At 37.9% G+C, this 20563-nt stretch carries 22 protein-coding genes; 18 read left to right on the top strand and 4 right to left on the bottom strand.

What is annotated here, in order from left to right; translation table 11 throughout:
- Nucleotides 1–40: 40 nt before the first annotated feature.
- Together DRF60_RS05355 and upp are read left to right on the top strand one after the other, a co-directional pair.
- Nucleotides 41–385 carry a four helix bundle protein gene (locus tag DRF60_RS05355; RefSeq protein WP_116011065.1) on the top strand — a complete coding sequence of 115 codons (345 nt, stop codon included), beginning with the start codon at nt 41–43 and terminating at the stop codon, nt 383–385.
- Nucleotides 386–451: 66 nt separating this feature from the next.
- The gene (upp, locus tag DRF60_RS05350; protein ID WP_116011064.1) at nt 452–1102 is read left to right on the top strand and encodes a uracil phosphoribosyltransferase; all 651 of its coding nucleotides are present in this window, start codon (nt 452–454) and stop codon (nt 1100–1102) included.
- A gap of 163 nt (nt 1103–1265) precedes the next feature.
- Here the strand turns inward: upp and DRF60_RS05345 are convergent, their stop codons facing one another.
- The 3 genes from DRF60_RS05345 to DRF60_RS05335 form a co-directional block, all read right to left on the bottom strand.
- Entirely contained in the window at nt 1266–1955 is a 690-nt protein-coding gene (locus DRF60_RS05345; protein ID WP_116011063.1) for an alpha/beta fold hydrolase, read from the bottom strand.
- A 215-nt stretch (nt 1956–2170) separates the two neighbouring features.
- Nucleotides 2171–2824, bottom strand: coding sequence for a ComF family protein (locus tag DRF60_RS05340; protein WP_116011062.1), 654 nt, complete (start codon nt 2822–2824; stop codon nt 2171–2173).
- Between the two features lie 94 nt (nt 2825–2918).
- Nucleotides 2919–4403: a helix-turn-helix domain-containing protein gene (locus tag DRF60_RS05335; protein ID WP_116011061.1), complete on the bottom strand. Its 1485-nt coding sequence runs from the start codon at nt 4401–4403 to the stop codon at nt 2919–2921.
- Nucleotides 4404–4528: 125 nt separating this feature from the next.
- Between DRF60_RS05335 and aceB the strand changes: the two genes are divergently transcribed.
- The 8 genes from aceB (at nt 4529) to DRF60_RS05295 (ending at nt 11754) form a co-directional block, all read left to right on the top strand.
- Nucleotides 4529–6106 carry a malate synthase A gene (gene aceB / locus DRF60_RS05330; RefSeq protein WP_116011060.1) on the top strand — a complete coding sequence of 526 codons (1578 nt, stop codon included), beginning with the start codon at nt 4529–4531 and terminating at the stop codon, nt 6104–6106.
- A gap of 223 nt (nt 6107–6329) precedes the next feature.
- Nucleotides 6330–7610: an isocitrate lyase gene (gene aceA / locus DRF60_RS05325; RefSeq protein WP_116011059.1), complete on the top strand. Its 1281-nt coding sequence runs from the start codon at nt 6330–6332 to the stop codon at nt 7608–7610.
- A gap of 125 nt (nt 7611–7735) precedes the next feature.
- Entirely contained in the window at nt 7736–8122 is a 387-nt protein-coding gene (locus DRF60_RS05320; RefSeq protein ID WP_116011058.1) for an acyl-CoA thioesterase, read from the top strand.
- Nucleotides 8123–8226: 104 nt separating this feature from the next.
- Nucleotides 8227–8673, top strand: coding sequence for a 6-pyruvoyl trahydropterin synthase family protein (locus tag DRF60_RS05315; protein WP_111956308.1), 447 nt, complete (start codon nt 8227–8229; stop codon nt 8671–8673).
- A 28-nt stretch (nt 8674–8701) separates the two neighbouring features.
- The gene (locus DRF60_RS05310; RefSeq protein ID WP_116011057.1) at nt 8702–9496 is read left to right on the top strand and encodes a UDP-2,3-diacylglucosamine diphosphatase; all 795 of its coding nucleotides are present in this window, start codon (nt 8702–8704) and stop codon (nt 9494–9496) included.
- Nucleotides 9497–9673: 177 nt separating this feature from the next.
- On the top strand, nt 9674–10657 hold the full coding sequence (locus tag DRF60_RS05305; protein WP_116011056.1) for a LuxE/PaaK family acyltransferase: 984 nt from the start codon (nt 9674–9676) through the stop codon (nt 10655–10657).
- Between the two features lie 29 nt (nt 10658–10686).
- Nucleotides 10687–11187: a phosphate ABC transporter permease gene (locus DRF60_RS05300; protein ID WP_116011055.1), complete on the top strand. Its 501-nt coding sequence runs from the start codon at nt 10687–10689 to the stop codon at nt 11185–11187.
- 21 nt (nt 11188–11208) lie between these two features.
- Entirely contained in the window at nt 11209–11754 is a 546-nt protein-coding gene (locus tag DRF60_RS05295) for a hypothetical protein (protein ID WP_116011054.1), read from the top strand.
- A gap of 86 nt (nt 11755–11840) precedes the next feature.
- On the opposite strand, the gene aqpZ is transcribed toward DRF60_RS05295, so the two are convergent.
- Nucleotides 11841–12557, bottom strand: coding sequence for an aquaporin Z (aqpZ, locus tag DRF60_RS05290; protein ID WP_116011097.1), 717 nt, complete (start codon nt 12555–12557; stop codon nt 11841–11843).
- 216 nt (nt 12558–12773) lie between these two features.
- Between aqpZ and DRF60_RS05285 the strand changes: the two genes are divergently transcribed.
- The 8 genes from DRF60_RS05285 to DRF60_RS05250 all read left to right on the top strand — a co-directional run bounded on the left by DRF60_RS05285 (nt 12774) and on the right by DRF60_RS05250 (nt 20547).
- Nucleotides 12774–13394: a DUF5715 family protein gene (locus DRF60_RS05285; RefSeq protein WP_116011053.1), complete on the top strand. Its 621-nt coding sequence runs from the start codon at nt 12774–12776 to the stop codon at nt 13392–13394.
- Between the two features lie 125 nt (nt 13395–13519).
- On the top strand, nt 13520–14281 hold the full coding sequence (locus DRF60_RS05280) for a hypothetical protein (protein WP_238640045.1): 762 nt from the start codon (nt 13520–13522) through the stop codon (nt 14279–14281).
- Nucleotides 14282–14299: 18 nt separating this feature from the next.
- Nucleotides 14300–14923, top strand: a complete 624-nt coding sequence (locus DRF60_RS05275; RefSeq protein ID WP_116011052.1) for a hypothetical protein — start codon at nt 14300–14302, stop codon at nt 14921–14923.
- A 149-nt stretch (nt 14924–15072) separates the two neighbouring features.
- Nucleotides 15073–15702 (top strand): sensor histidine kinase, encoded by a 630-nt coding sequence (locus tag DRF60_RS05270; RefSeq protein ID WP_238640042.1) that lies wholly within the window; start codon nt 15073–15075, stop codon nt 15700–15702.
- Nucleotides 15671–16348 carry a response regulator transcription factor gene (locus DRF60_RS05265; RefSeq protein WP_116011050.1) on the top strand — a complete coding sequence of 226 codons (678 nt, stop codon included), beginning with the start codon at nt 15671–15673 and terminating at the stop codon, nt 16346–16348. The genes DRF60_RS05270 and DRF60_RS05265 overlap by 32 nt, the downstream gene beginning before the upstream one ends.
- 161 nt (nt 16349–16509) lie before the next feature.
- Nucleotides 16510–17850 (top strand): T6SS phospholipase effector Tle1-like catalytic domain-containing protein, encoded by a 1341-nt coding sequence (locus DRF60_RS05260; RefSeq protein WP_116011049.1) that lies wholly within the window; start codon nt 16510–16512, stop codon nt 17848–17850.
- Between the two features lie 166 nt (nt 17851–18016).
- On the top strand, nt 18017–19945 hold the full coding sequence (locus tag DRF60_RS05255; protein ID WP_116011048.1) for an ABC-F family ATP-binding cassette domain-containing protein: 1929 nt from the start codon (nt 18017–18019) through the stop codon (nt 19943–19945).
- Nucleotides 19946–20190: 245 nt separating this feature from the next.
- Complete coding sequence (locus DRF60_RS05250) at nt 20191–20547, top strand: hypothetical protein (protein WP_116011047.1); 357 nt, start codon at nt 20191–20193, stop codon at nt 20545–20547.
- Nucleotides 20548–20563: the final 16 nt, after the last annotated feature.

Genomic DNA, 20563 nt, shown 5'->3' with positions numbered 1-20563 from the left:
CTATAAGTTAATTTGATGATGTGCTAATGTCAATTAAGATATGGAAAAGAAGAATGAAATTTTAGATTTAAGTATCAGGTTTTCATTGGACATCATTAAATATACTGAATTACTTGAGATTAGCAGAAAGTTTGTCATTGCAAACCAGCTCATGAAATCAGGAACATCGATTGGAGTTAATATTTTTGAAGCACAGAGTTCTGAAAGCCGGGCAGACTTTATCCACAAGCTGAAAATCGCAGATAAAGAAGTAAAAGAGACGGAATATTGGTTATTGCTTTGTGAAAACTCTGAAAATTATAACTTTGACCCGGCTTTAAAAATACAGTTATTAAGTATTCAGAAATTATTATCTAAAATAATCTCAACAGCCAAGAAACAGTAATCGATTCAACAATCATCACATCAACATATTACCAAATCATCACATCATTATATTATCAAATTGACTATGGTAACAGAACTTTCAAAACAGTCTTCTTTAATAAACTCCTGGATCAATGAGCTTAGGAATATAGACATCCAGCATGACAGAATGAGATTCCGTAGAAATATGGAACGTATTGGTGAAATTGCAGCCTTTGAGATCAGCAAAGAACTGGAATATAAAGAAGTAGAAATTCAAACACCTTTAGATAAAATTAAAGTCCAGGAAATAGCCGTTCAGCCGGTGATCACCACTATTTTGAGAGCTGGCGTTCCTTTGTTTGAAGGTATTCTGAGTTATCTCGACAGGTCAGACTGCGGTTTCGTGGCTGCTTACAGAAAGCACGATGCCAATGATTACTTCTCCATCAAACAGGATTATCTTACCTGTCCGAATATAGAAGGAAGACCACTGATTGTAGCAGATCCCATGCTGGCAACAGGGGCTTCATTAATTGAGGCTATCAAAGACCTTCTGACCAACGGAACACCAACCCAGCTGCATATTGTAGCGGCAATAGCCTCCAGACAGGGAGTGGAGACCATCGAAAAAGCTTATCCTGATGCAAAAATTTGGGTAGGAGCCATCGATGAAGGATTGACTTCAAAAGGGTACATTACCCCAGGACTTGGTGACGCCGGAGACTTAAGCTACGGTGAAAAGCTACAACGATAAATACTAAGAGCCCGTTTAAATTGTATTCAATAATTATTATGCAGAAATAATACTGAAGAAAAATATTTCTCTCGAAGATTAGGACGAGGTAGCATATGTATTTCAGTTATAAAAATCTGCGTAATCTGCCAAATCAGCGAGATTTTAAAAATTTAAACAGTTTCTAAGAAAGGTTCCAGAAATCTTTCATCAGATCAAATAATAAATTGGGCCGTACTTTTTCCATAGGATGCTTGGTATCCGGAAGTATGGCCAATTTTGCATTCGGAATATTTCGGTAAGTACTTACGCTTTCTTCTATACTCACCATATTATCCTTGTCTCCAACCATGATTTGTACAGGAATGTTAATAGCCCAAAGATTGCTTTCGTTCAGGGGTGGATTTTTGCTCAGCGAAACCATCATCTTTGAAATGGCAGACAATAGCTCTTCCCATTTTGCACCGTGCTGATTTTCCAGCTGCTCAGCATATTTTGGGACTTTCAAAAGAATAGCTTCCGGATCAAGCATTTTACTTTCCTTTAAAGCCTGCTCTTCAGTCCAGTCGAATTTTGTACCCAAAGTCATGATGGAATTGATTCTTTCAGAATACCTTAGCGCACAGCAAAGGGCTGCATAACCTCCCATACTGTGTCCAAAAATACAGACATCCCTTAAATCTTCTTTTTCTAAATAATTCCTTATTTCCTCAGTATACTTTTCAATACTGATAGCATTTTCCGGTAGTTCTGTATTTCCGTGCCCGGAAAATAAAAGCGTATGAATATTGAAATACTTTGACAGCTCCTTTTCGTAAGGCTTAAAAATATCAATGTGTCCCAGCGCGCCGTGCAACAAAAGCAGATTTTTCATGATCAATAGTTTACCGGAAAATTAAGAAAAAGAATCGGAGGAGAAAAGTATTGTGTGGGAGACTTATAGAGTTTGAGAGTTTTAGGGTTTGGAGGGTAAGAGTGCTGGTTTTTTAATAACCACGTAAATCACGGACATCCCCACCTGGAATCCCTAAACTGTATTTTCCTTCCTTTAAGACTCTAAAACAAACTCTAAACCCCTCAAACCCCTTATTACGCATCCACTGCCATCACCAAAACACTCACTTTGTTATCTCCCGCATTTAAAATCTCCCAGGCAATGGATGATACGGTGTTTCCGGTAGTGAAAACGTCATCAATTAAAAGCACGTGTTTTCCGGAAATCAGTTTCGAAAGAGAAAAAGGATTTACTGCTTCCAGGCGGTGTTTCTTATCTTTTAAAGCCTGTGCTTTTGAATAGTGATTTCTTTCAATCAATTCATGGTCGAATGGGATCTGATAAAATCCGGACAAAGTCTCAGTAAATAAATGCAGCTGGTTGTAGCCTCTTTCCCTTAATTTTTTGGGATGAAGCGGAACAGATACTAAAATATCGGGTTTTTCATCTTTGAAGTCCAGACGTTCCACAGTCCATTCAGCAAGAGTTTTACCCGCATTTTCCCTGCTTTTATATTTCAGTTCATGGATAAGTTTCCTGCTCAGTCCATTTTCTTCAAACTTCATCAGTCCATAAGTGTTTTCAACTGGAAACAGAAGTCTGCATTTTTCTTTGATGATATTTTCACTGAAATAATCGAAGTGAGTAAAATGAATTTGCTCAAAACATAAATTGCAGACCAAAAGATCCGCATCTATGATCCGGTTGCATTCAATACATCGGTTAGGAAAAAATAAATCTAATATCATTTGTGTGTCTTTTAAATAAGAAGTTAGAAACTAGAGATTAGAAGTTAGATTTCAAGTTTTAATTTTGCAACTATCAACTATCAACTATCAACTATCAACGATCAACGATCAACTTCTTCCTGATCTTCTCAATTGCATTCTTCATACTCAGGTTAAAGTGCTCCTTTTCCAGCCGGACCGGCGGCGCCTGCCTTACTTCACAATCCGGAATACTGCAGGATTCGCACGTAACCCCTACATTGATTGTTTTTAAAGTCGGAGATTTTATAAAACCGATCTTTTTTATAGTCTGCGTATTTAATAAAATTCCCAGGCAGTAGCTTCTGTTGCTTCCGTCTGAAAAAGGATTTTTCTGTGACGTTGAGATAACAAGATAACTGACCCCCTGATCTTTGTAATGCGAAATCTGGGCATCCGTAAGGGTTTCATTTTCCTTTAAATAATGCAGGTTTTTTACAGCGATCCATCTTCGGCAGTAATGTTCGTTGGTTGCATTGGCATGAGGAGCCTGCTGATGGTTGAGGTGAAGTTCCTTTAAGATCTGGATCTTATCCGAGTTCTTTTTCTTAACCAGGCACAGGTAAAACAAATCCTTAATGCCCAATTCAGAAGAAAGCAGGTTGGTAAGCCTGTAATAAAAAGTTTCGGGAGAATCTGTAAAGCTTGCTATCAGTTCCTCAAAGCTTTTTGGCTCCCAGGTATGCTGAAGGAGAAACTCTGTGGTTTTTCCAATAGTCTGTTGTTTTGGGATCAGTAAAGCTCCGGCGAAATACGAAGCGTAAAAATTGTTCAGAATTTCCTCAAAACTCCCGAAATCCAGCCATGAATATGTGTTCGGACGGATTTTTAATTCCAGGACATTGAATCCTATCTCCTTAGCCAGAATAAATGTTCTCTGATCTTTCTCAAGTTTCCGGTTCAGAAGGAGAAGCTTCTGCTCAGGAATAAAAAGAGAACGCAGGTTATCCAGCGTGCCGAACTGTTCAAAATCTTCAGATCTTATGCTGTAATTAAATTTTTCAGTAAGAATGCTTTCCAAAACAGAAGATCTCAGGTCTTTACTGATATCCAGCCCGTTTTCCCTGATGAATTCCATAGCTTTTTCCTCAATTTCGGGAAAATAATTATCGTACAGCTCCTGGAAAGACCTGAGTACGGCAAAATAAAAACGTTCCTTGCCCAAATTATAATTCTGGGAGATCTCAATCAATGCATTGATAAATGCAGTAACTTTTTTGGGAGCATCGCTGATAATGCTGATCAGGTTATTTTTACTGATGCCAAAAAGGTCCAACGGTACTTCCTTGAAAAAATCCGATTGCAGAATTTCATTAAAAGGAGCCAGGCTTTTATCCAGCTTGGTAGAAACCAGTTCATCAAAAGTAGACCCCAGTGATTCCGAAAGCTGAATGATTTTATCGTGCTTCGGATATTTCTTTCCGTTTTCAATTTCATTTAAATAAGATTTCGACAGTCCTGTCTTTACAGCAAGATCCTGCAGAGACCAGTTTTTCTTTTGTCTCAGCTGTTTCAGCTTCAATCCGAACACGGTTTTGATAAAATCACTTTCTGAATGCATAATCAAATATAGAAAAATGAATGCGATTATTCGCATAATAATTTTTTAAAATAATTAGCGAACGTTCGCTAATTGTGAATATTTTTATTTATGTTTGTAATATCAAATCACAAAATCAACAGGTTATGGAAACGGAAACTCAATTGAAAATAAAAGCACAGAAGCAGTTTGGAGAAATTTTCACTCCGGAATTAACAGATTTTTTGGTAGCTCTTCATCAGAATTTCAACCCAAAAAGATTAACGCTTTTAGAAGAAAGAAAAAAAACACAGCAGTTTTTTGATTCAGGAAATCTTCCCGGATTTTTGCCTGAAACTGAAGAAGTGAGAAACGGTAGCTGGAGCTGCGCGCCACTCCCCGCCGATTTGTTAGACAGAAGAGTAGAAATCACAGGACCTGTAGACCGGAAAATGATCATCAATGCATTGAATTCCGGGGCATCAACTTTTATGGCTGACTTTGAAGACAGCAATTCGCCAACCTGGGAAAACTGCATGCAGGGACAGATTAATCTTGCAGATGCAGTGCAGCGTAAGATAGATTTTACTGCTGAAAATGGAAAGTCTTATCAGCTTAATGAAAAAACTGCTGTGCTTCAGGTGCGTCCAAGAGGACTCCATCTTCCGGAAAAGCATATCGGGATCAATGGCGAAGAAGCATCAGGCGCGCTGACAGATTTTGGAATTTATTTTTTTTCCAACACTGAACACTTGTTGAAGAACGGGAGTGGTCCCTATTTCTACCTTCCGAAATTAGAACATTATAAAGAAGCCCGTTGGTGGAATGAAGTGTTTGTTTTTGCCCAAAATTACCTGGGGATTCCTGAAGGGACTATAAAAGCTACCGTTTTAATAGAAACGATCACAGCTTCCTTCCAAATCGATGAAATTTTATTCGAATTAAAAGAACATAGCGCGGGTTTGAACTGCGGAAGATGGGATTACATTTTTTCATTCATCAAAAAATTCAGAAACCTTCCCGAATTTATGGTTCCGGACAGAGATCAGGTAACAATGGCTTCTCCGTTTATGAGCGCTTATTCAAAAAGAGTGATTGAGATCTGTCATAAAAGAAACGTTCATGCCATTGGAGGAATGGCTGCACAAATTCCTGTAAAAGATAACTATGAAGCCAACAGTATTGCTTTTGAAAAAGTGCGTAATGACAAAAAACGTGAGGTGAAGAACGGTCATGATGGAACCTGGGTAGCGCATCCTGCCTTAGTGTCTGTTGCAAAAGATGTCTTTGACCAATATATGCCGGAAGAAAATCAGATCGATAAAAAATTTGAATACCATATCAAAGAAACCGATCTGCTGGAAGTTCCACAAGGTGAAATTACCGAAAAAGGAGTGAGAAAAAACATCAATGTAGGCATTCTTTACCTTGAAAGCTGGCTGATGGGAACCGGTGCAGCTGCTATTTACAATCTGATGGAAGATGCTGCCACTGCTGAGATCTCAAGGACACAAATCTGGCAATGGCTGAAAAACGAAGCCAAGCTGAACAACGGTCTTGCCCTGACCCGTGAAATGATCCTTCAATGGGAGGCTGAAGAAATAGAACATATCGAAAAATATGTAGGCGAACAGCGTTTCAAAAACGGAAAATTCAATTTAGCCAAAGAACTTTTCAATGAACTGATCTTCTCAGAAAAATTTGAAGAATTCCTGACTCTGAAAACATACCCGTTTATTGAGTGAGAGGAGTTTTGCGTGGGAGAGTTTTAGAGTAGGAGTATGGGAGAGTTTTGAGTGTAAGAGAATTGACATGTGAAAAAGCTGAAAGATTCTATTATACTAAAAAAATCTACTCATAACACATATTCATATCTCATAAACTTACAACCCAGGCACTCTAAAACACTCTGACTCTCAACGCTCTCACCCTCAACTTAAATCTAACAAACAATAAAATCCAAATATTATGAAAACAAGACAAGAACAAATTCAGGCTATAGAACAGGACTGGCTGAATAATCCCCGCTGGAACGGAATAAAGAGAACCTATACAGCTGAAGAGGTACTGAAGCTTCGCGGCTCTTATACAATTGATTATACCATTGCGACAGAAATGTCCAAAAAATTCTGGGACAAACTGAATAACCAGGATTATGTGGCTGGGCTGGGTGCCTTAACCGGAAATCAGGCGGTTCAGGAAGTGGATGCAGGACTGGAAGCTATATATCTTTCAGGATGGCAGGTGGCTGCTGATGCCAACCTTTCGGGGGAAATGTATCCTGACCAGTCATTGTATCCGGCCAATTCAGTGCCTTCTGTGGTCAAGAAAATTAATAATGCTTTATTAAGAGCAGATCAGATCCAGTCGGTAAGCGGGAACGGAAATAAAGAATATCTGGTTCCAATTATTGCAGATGCAGAAGCAGGGTTTGGAGGCAACCTGAATGCTTTTGAGTTGATGAAGCAGATGATAGAGGCCGGAGCAGCAGCAGTTCATTTTGAAGACCAGCTTTCTTCTGCAAAAAAATGCGGGCATCTGGGAGGGAAAGTTTTAGTTCCTACCCAAGAAGCGATTAATAAGCTGGTGGCGGCACGTCTGGCTTCAGATGTATTGGGTGTTCCAAGTATTATTATTGCAAGAACAGATGCGGATGCAGCAGATCTCCTGACTTCGGATATTGATGATAGAGATAAAAAATTTGTAACAGGAGAAAGAACCTCCGAAGGCTTCTACGTAGTAAACAATGGAGTAGAGCAGGGAATCGACCGTGGTCTTTCTTATGCACCTTATGCGGACTTGATCTGGATGGAAACCTCTAATCCTGATCTGGAGCAGGCAAGAAAATTTGCAGAAGGAATTCATGCTCAGTTTCCGGGAAAAATGCTGGCGTATAACTGTTCACCATCATTCAACTGGGCTGCAAGGCTTAGCGTGGAAGAAATGGCTAATTTCCGTGAAGAGCTTGCAAAAATGGGGTATAAATTCCAGTTCATCACGCTGGCAGGTTTCCATGCATTGAATACCGCAATGTTTGAGCTTGCTTTGGCTTATAAAGAGAGAGGAATGGCTGGTTATTCCGAACTTCAGGAACGCGAGTTTGCCCTTCAGCAGAAAGGATTCCGGGCAGTAAAACATCAGTCATTCGTAGGAACCGGTTATTTTGATGAGGTTCAGAATGTGGTAACTAACGGTTCTTCGGCAACAGTAGCCATGAAAGACTCTACGGAAACAGCACAATTCCATTGATCATTTTCCATATTAAATAAATTTTTCAGAGGTGAAACCTTCTCAGTTTTGGGAAGGTTTTTCGTTTGAACAGAGGATAAAAAATTTAAAGTATATATATTTGATTATTAAATGAAGTCGAAAAAATGAATTTAATATACCAAAAACAGATTCAGGTAACGGAAGAACATATTGACAGGAATAATCATGTCAACAATGTGCAGTATGTGCATTGGGTAGAAGAAATAGCGGCTGAACACTGGGAAAGAGTAAAAGAAAAAACTGAGTATCCCGAAGATATATGGATGCTCGTTGATCATCACATCCAATACAAAAAACAGGTTTATCTTGGTGATGTCATCACTATAAAGACCTATCCGAAAGCTCCGGAAGGAATCCGGCAGCCCAGGAAAGTTGAATTCTACTGTCATGATCAGCTTGTTGTAGATTCAAATACACTTTGGGTTCTTGTTGATTCGAAAACTCAAAAGATTAAAAGACTTGCAAGTGACTGGCTGGATAGGCTTATATAAACCTGTGTGATTTTAAATTATTATACATTATAGCAAGAGCTTAGAATTTGTTTTTCCAGGTTTAATACGCAACTTATCATTATGTTTTGTCATATCTTTGCACCATGATACGTATTACAAAAATTTTCACATTCGAAACAGCTCATGTGCTGTACAATTATGATGGGAAATGTAAAAATATGCACGGACATTCCTACAAGCTCTTTGTAACGGTAAAAGGAAGACCGGTTAATGATTTGGAAAATCCCAAAAACGGGATGGTGGTGGATTTTGGAGATATTAAAAGTATTGTAAAATCTGAAATTGTGGATCTTTGGGATCATGCAGTTCTTGTTAATGCATTGTCTCCCCATAAAGAACTTGGTGAAGACCTTGAAAATAAAGGTCACAAAGTGATCTACTGCAGCTTTCAGCCTACCTGTGAGAATATGCTGTATGCCATTGCTGCCAAAATAAAATCCAGGCTTCCGGCTGAGGTTTCTCTGGCCTATCTTAAACTTCACGAAACAGAAAACTCCTACGGAGAATGGTTCGCAGAAGACAATAAATAACACTAATTATCAATAAAAATTCAGACCGGTGTTAAAAACGATTATTAATTTAGAACCTGGAAAAAAAGTATATTTCGCTTCAGATCAGCATTTTGGTGCTCCTACACCGAAGGAAAGCAAAGTGCGTGAAGAGAAATTTATCCGCTGGATGGATGAAATTAAAGAAGATGCCCAGGTTTTATTTCTAATGGGTGATCTTTTTGATTTCTGGCACGAGTGGAAACATGTTATTCCAAAAGGATATGTGCGTGTTCTTGGAAAAATTGCCGAACTGAAAGACCGGGGAATTCATATCTATTTCTTTGTAGGAAACCACGATCTGTGGATGAAAGACTATCTTGAGGAAGAAATAGGATGTACCGTTTTTTACAAAAAGCAGTATTTTGAAATGGGTGGAAAACAGTTTCTGCTGGCTCATGGAGATGGTCTCGGACCTGGTGATAAAGGCTACAAAAGAATGAAAAAATTGTTCACAAACCCTGTGGCACAGTGGTTTTTTAAATGGCTTCATCCCGATATTGCCATGAAAGTGGCGCTGTATCTTTCACAGAAGAATAAAATGATCTCCGGAGAAGAAGATAAAGCATTTTTAGGAGAAGATAAAGAGTTCCTTGTTATCTATTCAAAAGAAAAGTTGAAGACTGAGAAAATTGACTATTTTATTTATGGTCACCGTCACCTTCCGATGGTGCTGGATCTTGAGCCCAAAGCAAAATACGTTAATCTGGGCGACTGGATTTCCTACTTTACCTACGGAGTCTTTGAAAAAGAATTTGAACTCAAAACCTTTGCGGACGGAACAAAAAAATTACCCCTGAGATAGAGGTAATTTCCGAATGAAACCAAGGTCCATTCTTGTTTTTAATCCATATTCCATATTAGCAATTGCAAGAAGTTTACCAAAGTATTAATCTTAGATTAAAAAAAAAATAAAAAAAATCTTCTTTTTATATAATTAGCTCATTATGAGTTGGTAATAAGTTAAAATAGTCTTCATAAATTGGAAAATATATTCAGCATACAAACAGAACAGGATTTCCTGGATGCAACATTGGCAGCTTTTCATTATCAGTATGAAAATGTTGGGATATATAGAAAGTTCGTGGATTTTCTGAAAATAAATCCGAATGAGATTAGCAGTCTGGAAAAAATTCCTTTCCTGCCGATAGAAATGTTTAAGAACCATCAGATCTTAGATAAAAATGCAGCTGCTGATCTGTTTTTTCAGAGTTCAGGAACTACACAGATGAATCTGTCAAAACATTTTATTGCAGATCGGGGAATCTATGAAGAAAGCATCTATAAAAGCTTTGAACGGTTTATAGGAAAGCCGGAAGATTTTATTTTTCTCGGTTTGCTTCCAAGCTATCTGGAAAAGCAGAACTCTTCTCTGATTTATATGGTGGATTATCTCATGAAAAAATCAGCAAAACCCGAGAGTGGATATTTTCTTTACAACCATTCCGAACTGTTCCAGCTTTTAAACACTTTAAAAGATAAAAAAGTCATTCTTTTCGGAGTATCTTTTGCCCTGCTGGACTTTTTAGATTCCGTAGAATCTCTGAATTTTTCAGTTTCGGGATCTCAAAATCTGACGATTATTGAAACAGGAGGCATGAAGGGGAGAAAAGAAGAAATGACAAAAGACGAGCTGCTGAAGATTCTGCAGGATGGCTTTAAAACAGAAAAAATTTACTCGGAATATTCCATGACGGAACTGCTTTCGCAAGCCTATTCTCTTGGGAATAATGAATATAAATGCCCCAACTGGATGAAGATATTGGTCCGGAATGCAGAAGATCCTTTTTCCTACGAAAAAGAGGGGAGAACCGGAGCGATAAACATTGTAGATCTTGCCAATATTCATTCATGCTGCTTTATAGCAACACAGGATCTGGGGAAAACCCTTCCGGAAGATAAATTTCAGGTGCTTGGAAGAATAGATCATTCCGATATCCGTGGATGCAGCTTGTTGGTTTCCTAAGATCAGAATTAAACAAATAACATCTTACTATGGACTGGAAGAAAAGTTTCTTTTTAATGCTGATAGGTTTATCTGGCTTGTTGTCAGCGCAAAAAAATACAGGAAAGGATATATGGTCCGGAACTTATCTGGTAAATGAAATTAATAATGGAGTTGTCAGAATTACAGATACTTTAGTGGTTGCTAGGATCAAAGATGCTGATCCAAATGAAGTTCCGGCTAAAGAAAAGTTCAACTTAGCCCGATGGTCTATGGTCTCGAAAAGAGATGGAGGTAAGGATAAAGCTACGATTAAGCAATTTCTGTTTGATGTAGAAAAGGACCGTGATGCCTATAAAGAATTCGGCTGGACAGATCTGCATAAAGCCGGGAAAATGAACTGCATAGATGGTGGACATTTTTTTATTTGCCAGACACAGCCCGGTACTTCCATTACATTTGGAAAGGATGAAAAGTACTTTACCAAAACAGGTGTCTTTGGAATATGGTTACACTATGGGATAGTAGAGCTTGAAAAAAGTAAAACTTAATCAAAAAAACTTTAATTGTAAATGCTGAAAATAGAAGAGCTTGTTCACGCATATATCCATTCCCACTGCGATTTTGAAAAAGAAATTGTGCTGACGAATTATTTCCAGGCCGACTGGGAAGCGGATATGCTGTTCATAGATTCTGAAGGGTTTAGCCATGAAATTGAAATTAAGCTTTCAAAAAGTGATTTTAAAAACGATTTCAAAAAATCGTACCTCAATAAAGATACCGGCGAGAAATTTCTGAAGCATGATAAGATCTCTTGCGGCGACTATATCTGTAACGCTTTCAGCTTTCTGCTTCCGATGGGCATGATAGAGCATGATCTAATTCCGGAGCATTGCGGAATTATTGAATTTTACCATAATGCAGATACCTGGGAAACTGAATTCTACCTTATACGCAAGCCTAAAAGAGTTCATGAAGATCCTTACTGGAAACTGACAGACAAAGATCTTTTTATCCGGAAAATGGCGTTGAATTTACTGCAGCATAAAATGGAGATTAAAGGGAAGCATGAAGAACTGATTTTCAAAAACCCTTTTGATATCAAAAAAATTAAATAGAAAAACTCCTGCAAGTTGTGTGTGAAAATTTAAAAAAATCCTGTCAAGCGACAGGATTTTTTTTGTTTAATGTTGTTATAGTTCTATTAATCAGTAACTTCAGCAGTATCTCTCTGAAGAAGGAACTTGTAGATCAAACCTCCTACAATCCCTCCTAAAATAGGTGCTGCCCAGAACAGCCAAAGCTGAGACATCGCAAGCCCGCCCGTAAAAACAGCCTGTGAAAGCGATCTTGCAGGGTTTACCGAAGTGTTGGTAATAGGAATAGAGATCAGGTGGATCAAGGTAAGAGCCAAACCAATAGCAATACCCGCAAATTTTCCGTTAGCCCATTTGTCAGTGGCCCCCATAATAACGATCAGGAAGAAAGCTGTTAATAAAAATTCAGCAAGAAATGCCGCTCCCATGCTGAATGCTTTTCCATTGTAGACCGCTTCTCCATAGAAATTAGTGGCAAAAGCTCCTGGCTGGGAAAAATCTACAGCCCCTGAACCATTAAGGATAGCATAAAGACATCCCGCTGCTACCAATGCTCCAAGACACTGTGATACAACATAAGGGATAAGATCTTTAGCTGAGAATCTTCCGCCAGCTAAAAGTCCGAAAGATACTGCCGGATTAAAATGTCCGCCAGAAATGTGTCCGACAGCATAAGCCATCGTAAGAACAGTAAGACCAAAGGCTAAAGAAACCCCTAAAAGGCCAATGCCGATGTCGGGAACTCCGGCAGCAAAAACTGCACTTCCGCAGCCACCGAAAACAAGCCAAAATGTGCCGAAAAATTCAGCAAAAAGTTTTTTTATCATATGTTTATTATTAAATGTATCTCAAATGTAAAATTTAAATTTTAAAATAAAAAGATAAAACTTAAAAATCTTTTAGGATTTCTTAATGTAAAATTACATATTTAGTAATTTGGTTTAATGTTTGTTGAGAATTATTTTGTAATGATATTATCAGTAAACTGAATAATATATCATAAATGTTTATCTTTCGTTTCGTAATTAAATGTGTGGTTAATGAGAAAGTATTTTTGTGTAGCCTTTGTGCCCTTTATGTATAGCTTTTATTATCCGCAGGCTGCAAAAAAAGCGCTTCCCTGCTATGATTTGACATCCGTACTGAAAGTAGAGCCTACTGCTCTGTATAAACCTCATCTGGATGCCTCTAAAAGTTTCAATATAAAACTGCTGAAAGATGCTAAAACAGTACAAAAGTATATAAGCAACGGAAAGTTTCATAAAATAAAAAAAAGCGGAAAAGGATATCGGGTTCAGAAGCTTGATTACAGTAGGCCTTATATGGTTTCTAAAGCGAAAATCACCCTTGAGAAAATGGGTGCCAGGTTCAGTAAAGAAACAAAAGGTCATACTTTTACCGTTTCATCCATCACAAGAACACTTGAAGATCAGTGCAGACTGAGAAGAGTAAATTCCAATGCATCCTTAGGAATCAGTTCGCACAATTACGGCAACTCATTTGATATTTCCTATATCAGGTTCAATGATGTGCTGAAATACAATCCTAAAATGGAGGCTGCGCTGGAAAAAGTTTTAAAGTATTATGCCAATGCCGGCCGTATTTATTATATAAGGGAAAAACAACAGAGCTGTTATCACATCACGGTGAGGAATTATTAATAGGACCAGCTAATCCCAAACTGCTTTGTAATCTGAAAATTTTACCCGTTAAAATTAAATTTATTTTATGAATAATAAATTTATGATGCGATTATTTGTGCAGGATGTTTAGTTTATATAATTTTATGAAACTAAATAACTATGAACTTATGAATGAGAATGATTACAAGCTGGCAATCGCCGAATGGAATAAATGTGTGTCAGATTATTCCAGAATTGCAAGTTTAATCCCTACCAATTACATTTTTGAACTTTCTTCAGAACAGATCGCGAAAATCAAAGAACACAACAAATATGTAGATGTGTGCGCTGAAGTAGGTGTATATAACGGCAGTGTGGTTCTGATTTTCCTCCCTTTGGACGCTCAGGGACATGTGGATAAAAGTGTTTCTGAATACCAGTATACTACTCTGGGGCCGCTTAAATTTGATCTCAGGCTGCAGGAAACAAAAGAATTTACGATTACTAAAAATGCAGTTCTTTCCAGTAACCTTACCAAAATAGACGGCAATACCAACACTTCAGTTCCGGTAACCGAACAGCCGATTTTGGACCAGGACATTGCTATAGAAGCTATTGAACGCTGGAGAAATGAAGGGATGGAATGGTTTTTCCGTGAGTGCAATGAATTCGGGGGAGAAAGAGTTTTCAGAAGATTCTATATTCCTATGCAAGACCTGACTCATCCTCATCCTGAGGTGTTAGGTATTAAATGCTCTTTCGGGCTCAGACATAATGATATTTACCAGAGAATGCTGGTAACACTGATCCTTATTTCCTTCCATGAACTGTTACAGGAAGGAAGCAACGTGGCAACTATTTCAAATACCTATGATTGGGCGAAACCATGTCCGCCTGTCTGCCGTATTCCTGAACTTGGATCTTAATACGAATTATAAATAGGAATGACAGATTTTTTTAAAGCAATTTTATTCCTAAACTATGGCCTGCTTCTGTCCATCATACTTTTGGGAGCAGCAAAATACCGTATACTGAATACCAAAGAAAAGCAATATTTTTACTGTATTGCTTTTCTTTTTTTTATAGAATTATTGAATTTGATCCTGCCTTATCTCTTCAATCTTAATGATACATCTTTCCTGTATCCTTTGTATATCGCCGGCGAATTTTTCCTGATCACCGCTTTATTTATCAGAAAACTGGGGCTTCCAAAATATTTTTTAGGCATGACAACTCTTCTCGCTGCTGGATTTATGATATCGAAATATGTATTTAACTACCCCTTTAACAGCGATATTGTAAAAGTGATATCAAATATCATCATTATCTGTCTTTCAGGATTTACCCTGATCAGAGAGATCAGAGGTGTCTCCACAGAGAACCGTTTTCTTCTTGTGGATGCCTGTATTTTTTTCTACTATTCAGTTTCGGTATTTATTTTTATTATCCAGCATCAGATCGCGAATCTTTCAGAAAATGAGTATTATATTATTCTTAGTACGAATAATATTTTGTTAAGCATTTTATACTGTTCATTTTTATATACCTTCATCAAATTAAAGAAGTAACCTTAAATATTAGCCTGCTCATCCTTATAATTGTTACCATAACAGTTATAGTATCCTTTATTCTCTTAGCCTACAGATCTTTTATCAGCCGGATTATCAAAGAAAAGAATGTTCAGCATGAAGCTGAGGTTCTTCATCAGAAAAAACTCGTGCTTGAGAATATCAAAGCCCAGGAAGAAGAAAGAAAGAGAATAGCCGTTATGATTCATGACGATATTGGAAACAGGCTCAATATCCTTTCCCTGTGGCTCAATAACCTGGATACAAAGGGAGATGAAGTCATCAAGAAAAAGATCTACAGCCAGATGTCGTCTCTTATTGATGCCGCCCGGAGTATTTCCCATTCCCTGTATCCCGTTAACCTCGAATCGGTAGGGTTTGTACTCTATGTAGAAGAAATGATTGCCAACCTTTCCCATAAGATCAATATTTCTATGCGGGTAATGCCCGGATACGAGAAAAAAGATATTTTTATAGAAGTGCAGCTGTACAGGATCATCCAGGAATTTACCACCAATGTGATCAAACATTCTGCGGCTACAGACCTGTGGATCTACATCAAAGATTATAATAGGTATATGGCTGTCATTATTTCTGACAACGGACAGGGATTTGATTATAATCTGGTGAAAAAAGGAATGGGCATCAAAAACATAGAATCCAGAATAAAATCCATGAATGCCATCCATAAATGGAAAAGTGTCCCGAATAAAGGAAGCCGTTTAATCATTTTAATTCCAAACAATCATGAACTCCCAAATCAAAATAGCCTTAATTGATGACGAACAGCTTATCCTGGAAGGGGTGAAAATGCTGCTTTCGAATGAAAAAAACATATCCGTATGTCTTACCTCCAATAACGGCCCGGATTTTATTGAAAAGCTGGGAAGCCTTTCCGAAGATGATTTTCCCCGCATAGCTCTTGTCGATGTACAGATGCAGCCTATGAACGGCTTTGAACTTGTAGAAATTCTTAAAGAAAAATATCCAGATCTAAGGATCATTATTCTTTCCTCCCATTACAAGACTTCCATTTTGGGCTATATGGTTAAATTGGGGGTTTCAGCCTTTCTGCCTAAAAATTCAGACCGGAAAATATTTATCGAGGCCATTACCATGGTTTACAAAAATGGAGTTTTCTTTACAGCAGAAGACCACCAGATGCTGTTTACTTATATGAACAGCTCCACAAAAAAGAAATCTCTTTTTGAAATGGAAGACGAACTTTCCGAACGGGAAAAGGATGTCGTAAAGCTGATCTGCCAGGAGTATACCAATAATGAGATTGGAGAAAAGCTCTTCATCAGCCCCAGAACAGTAGAAAGCCACCGTCAGCGGATTTTGGAAAAAATCGGGGCCAAAAATACCGTAGGTATTGTTATTTATGCCGTTGTGAACAACATCTATTCTCTTGATAAAATGTGATTCCGTAGAAATACGGAATTTTTTATTTGGTATTTTTCACGCTAGTATTGCTTTTTCTTCTTCCGTTAATTTGAGAAATAAGTTTTGCAGATTTTAAAGCAGAAACAGACTCAAAAACGCTGTACTGGAAAACTTTCAACAACTAAAGCAAAAACACAGAGATGGAAAACAATACAGTATTATCTGTCGGAATTTTTTTTGACGGAACCGGAAATAACGGGATTAATACAGGCTCCCCCGATATGCCTTCGGTAAACAATGAAAGTTATAAAGGAGCCCCGACCAATATTTATAAACTCTTCAATTTATTCAGCGGAAACAATAAAATATATGTTGAAGGAATAGGAACACTTACAGGCGGTGAAGACAGTAATTTTGCGATGGCTACTTGCGCTAATCCTCCGGATGCACAGGGATATTCTTCCGATGACAAACTGCAGAAAGCCAAAGCTTTTACACAGAATATAATAAATGACAAAAATGTTGACTATCATTTTTACGTCTACGGATTCAGTAGAGGAAGCATGCTGGCAAGAGAATTTTGCAACCGACTGATTGTAGACTATCCCACAGCAAATGTTACTATAAAGTTTTTGGGAGTTTTTGATACCGTGGAATCCAAACCATTTAACACATACGATATAAATCTGCCTCAGGAAGTGGAAAACGCTCTTCACCTATGTGCGGTGAATGAATGCAGATTCTTTTTCCCGCTCACCGGATTTTTTGAAAATTCAAAAAATATGCAGGACACCAAAACTGAGACAGGCGGTTCCGTTTGGAAAGAAGTTTTCGTTCCCGGAGCTCATGCCGATGTGGGGGGCGGCTATCTTCAGGCTCCCCAGTCAGTTTATATTTCTACAGATTTTATGAATGTCAGTGATTTGCAGGCTTATATTTCAGGGGTTAGAAATACAAAAACCGATGCCGGAGGAAACAAGATCTGGAATTCACTGCTGTCAGATTTTCAGATCGAAAAAGGAATTATTCTCTCCCAGGCGTATGTTTCCAGAGATTTGGTCTTTAATACACTTCCGTTTGTGTACGGCAGGATAATGCTGGATGAAACCAATAATACCGCATCCGGAATTTTCAGTACAGATCTTGCCAATTCGGGTCTTGAGATTAAGGATGATACTTTTCTTGGAGACTTTTATACAGATCTGGCGATATACGTTAAAAGCTTGTCAGCTGACACGAAACCCCATTATGATTATGCGGATTTTGCAGCATATACCCATATTTCGGCCAATTTCGGACTGTATCATGACGATGTATTACAAAAATCAGCTGATGAGATAGAGGCAGAACTGATCAACATTGGTCTGAATGTACCCAGCAGTACATCTGCAGATCGAGAGATTCAGGCCAAACTTCTTACCGAGCTGCATCTTCCCGAAGACAGCTTTATAGCAGACCTTATGTATGGGGCCAATATTCCCAATAATGATATCTGGAGCCGCACAATAGAGATAAGATCTTTTGCTGCAGAACAGAATTAAATGTACTTTTCAGTTTTAAATTTAGGTTGCGAAGGGGTGTCTGTCAGGGCATCCCTTTTTGCTGTATTCCAGGGCAGAAACTTTTTATTTCTGGGCTATTCATTTCTTTTTCCGTACTTTTGCACCCGAAAATTCATTATTCATCACTTAATTTTTATTTAATAAAATGCTTTCGGTTCAAGGTTTAGGATTACATCATTCAGGAAACTATCTGTTTCAAAATACAAATTTCACCATTAAAAAGGATGATAAAGTGGGGCTCGTTGGAAAAAACGGAGCAGGAAAATCCACTTTACTGAAAATGCTTTCCGGAGAAATTAATTTCTATGAAGGGAGCGTTGTTCCCGAAGGAAATGTTACCATCGGTTTCTTAAAGCAGGATCTTGATTTTGTAAAAGGCAGAACCGTTTGGAACGAGACCATGCAGGCTTTTGAACAGATTAATGCATGGAAAAATGAGCTGGAAGAAGTGAATCACCAACTGGCAACAAGAACCGATTACGAAAGTGATGCCTACACAGATCTGATCAACAAAATGACAGAGCTGAATGATCTTCTGATGAACCATGATGCCTACAACCTGGAAGGTGACATGGAGAAAATATTATTCGGTTTAGGTTTTAAAGCGGACGATTTCCATAAAATTACAGATGAATTTTCAGGAGGATGGAGAATGAGAATTGAGCTGGCAAAATTACTTCTTCAGAAGAATGACATCATGCTTCTCGATGAGCCTACCAACCACCTCGATATGGAATCCATCATCTGGCTGGAAAACTTCCTGAAAGACTATCCCGGAGCCATTGTTCTGGTCAGTCACGATAAACAGTTTATGACGGCTGTCTGCAACAGGACTTTTGATATCAATAATAGAAAAGTTGACGACTATAAGGCCAATTATTCCAAATATCTGGTGATGCGTGAAGAACGCCGTGAAAAACTGATTCAGGCTAAAAAGAATCAGGATGCGGAGATCAAGCAAATGGAAGATAACATCAATAAGTTCCGTGCCAGTGCTACCAAAGCATCTTTCGCACAGTCACTTATTAAGAAATTAGATAAAATTGAACGTATTGAGGTAGATAACGAAGACGTTTCCAAATTCAATATCCGTTTCGTACAGTCTATGGTTCCCGGAAAAGTTATTTTTGAGGCCAATCATTTAGGAAAAGCTTACGGGAAAAAACAAATTTTCGATGATGTAGACTTTATTGTTCAAAGAGGAGACAGAATTGCCCTTTTAGGACAGAACGGGCAGGGAAAAACAACTTTAGCAAAAATTCTTGCCGGAGATATCAAAGATTATACAGGGACATGGAACTTGGGTCACAATGTAAACATCGGATACTTTGCCCAAAACCAGGAAGAAGTACTCACTCCGAATAAAACAGTTCTGGAAGAAGCCGAAGATGCAGCTACAGAAGAAACCAGACCTAGAGTAAGAGATCTTTTAGGATCTTTCCTTTTCCAGGGAGAAGCGGTAACCAAGAAAACAAAAGTACTTTCCGGAGGAGAAAGAAACCGTCTGGCTCTTTGTAAACTGTTGCTTCGTCCTTTCAATACGTTGATTATGGATGAACCTACCAACCATTTGGATATCCAGTCTAAGGAGATCATTAAACTGGCTTTACAGAATTTCGAAGGGACATTAATCGTGATTTCTCACGACAGGGAATTCCTGGATGGGCTTTGTGATAAAATTTATGAATTCCGTGACGGAAGAATGAAAGAATTCCTTGGAAGTGTTGGTGAATACCTTGAATACAGACAAAAAGAGACACTCAGAGAAATATCTGCTGAAAAAGCGAAACTTCACAGCGATGATGTAAAAGTTGAGGTAAAACCAGCTCCGAAAGAAGTAAAGGTAGAAGAGAAATCATCAACTATTGTCAGTAAAGAGCAAAAAAATATTCAGAATAAATTAAAGAAAGTAGAAGAAAAAATTTCTGAACTTGAAACTGAAATTGAAAAAATGGAAGCTTCATTCACAAAAGAAAATCCTTCTGACGAAACTTTAGAGAAATACAATAAAACTAAAGAAGAACTGGAAGTTGCTTTACAGGAATGGGAGCATTTGGGTTCTCAGCTAGTTTAATTTTTTGAATTAAAATATACAGATCCTTCGATTCCGCTCAGGATGATATTGCTAATACTAATTTAATACGAACGGTATTATTTTTTAACAGTGTTATCCTGAGCGGAGCCGAAGGATTTTTAGTATAAAAAAACAAACGTATTCGCGAAACATCTGTTTGTAACAAAAGCACACTTTCACCAACGTATTGAATAGTTTTACTAAAACTTAATTCAAAACTTAAATTATTTTTATAATTTTACACGATGATTTTTAAGGAAAGCAGAAATCTGAAGAACTTTATCTCCAAACTTTTGTTTGGGATATACTTCATTACGCTGTTTTCCCAAAACTTTCACCATCACGATACTGTCGATTACTTTAAGAACTTCAATCTTAAAAAGACAGAAAATACGATGTCTAAAACTTCAGCTAAAGAAAAGCCTGGCGACTGTCTGGCATGTCATTTCTTAGCTAACGGACATACACTGGTTCCTGACGAACTCAGCTTTTCCTTCGAGCATTTTACACACGAAGTAAAACAGGTTATTGCTGTTCAGGAAAAAATTTGGTCTCAGACCAAATTCACTTTTCAGCTCCGGGGACCTCCTGCTGTTGTATAAATCATAGATTTTTTTA

Source organism: Chryseobacterium elymi (assembly GCF_003385495.1).
Lineage (GTDB): Bacteria > Bacteroidota > Bacteroidia > Flavobacteriales > Weeksellaceae > Chryseobacterium > Chryseobacterium elymi.
The sequence above is the reverse complement of the archived record's forward strand: the minus strand, read 5'-3'. Positions and strand labels throughout refer to the sequence as shown.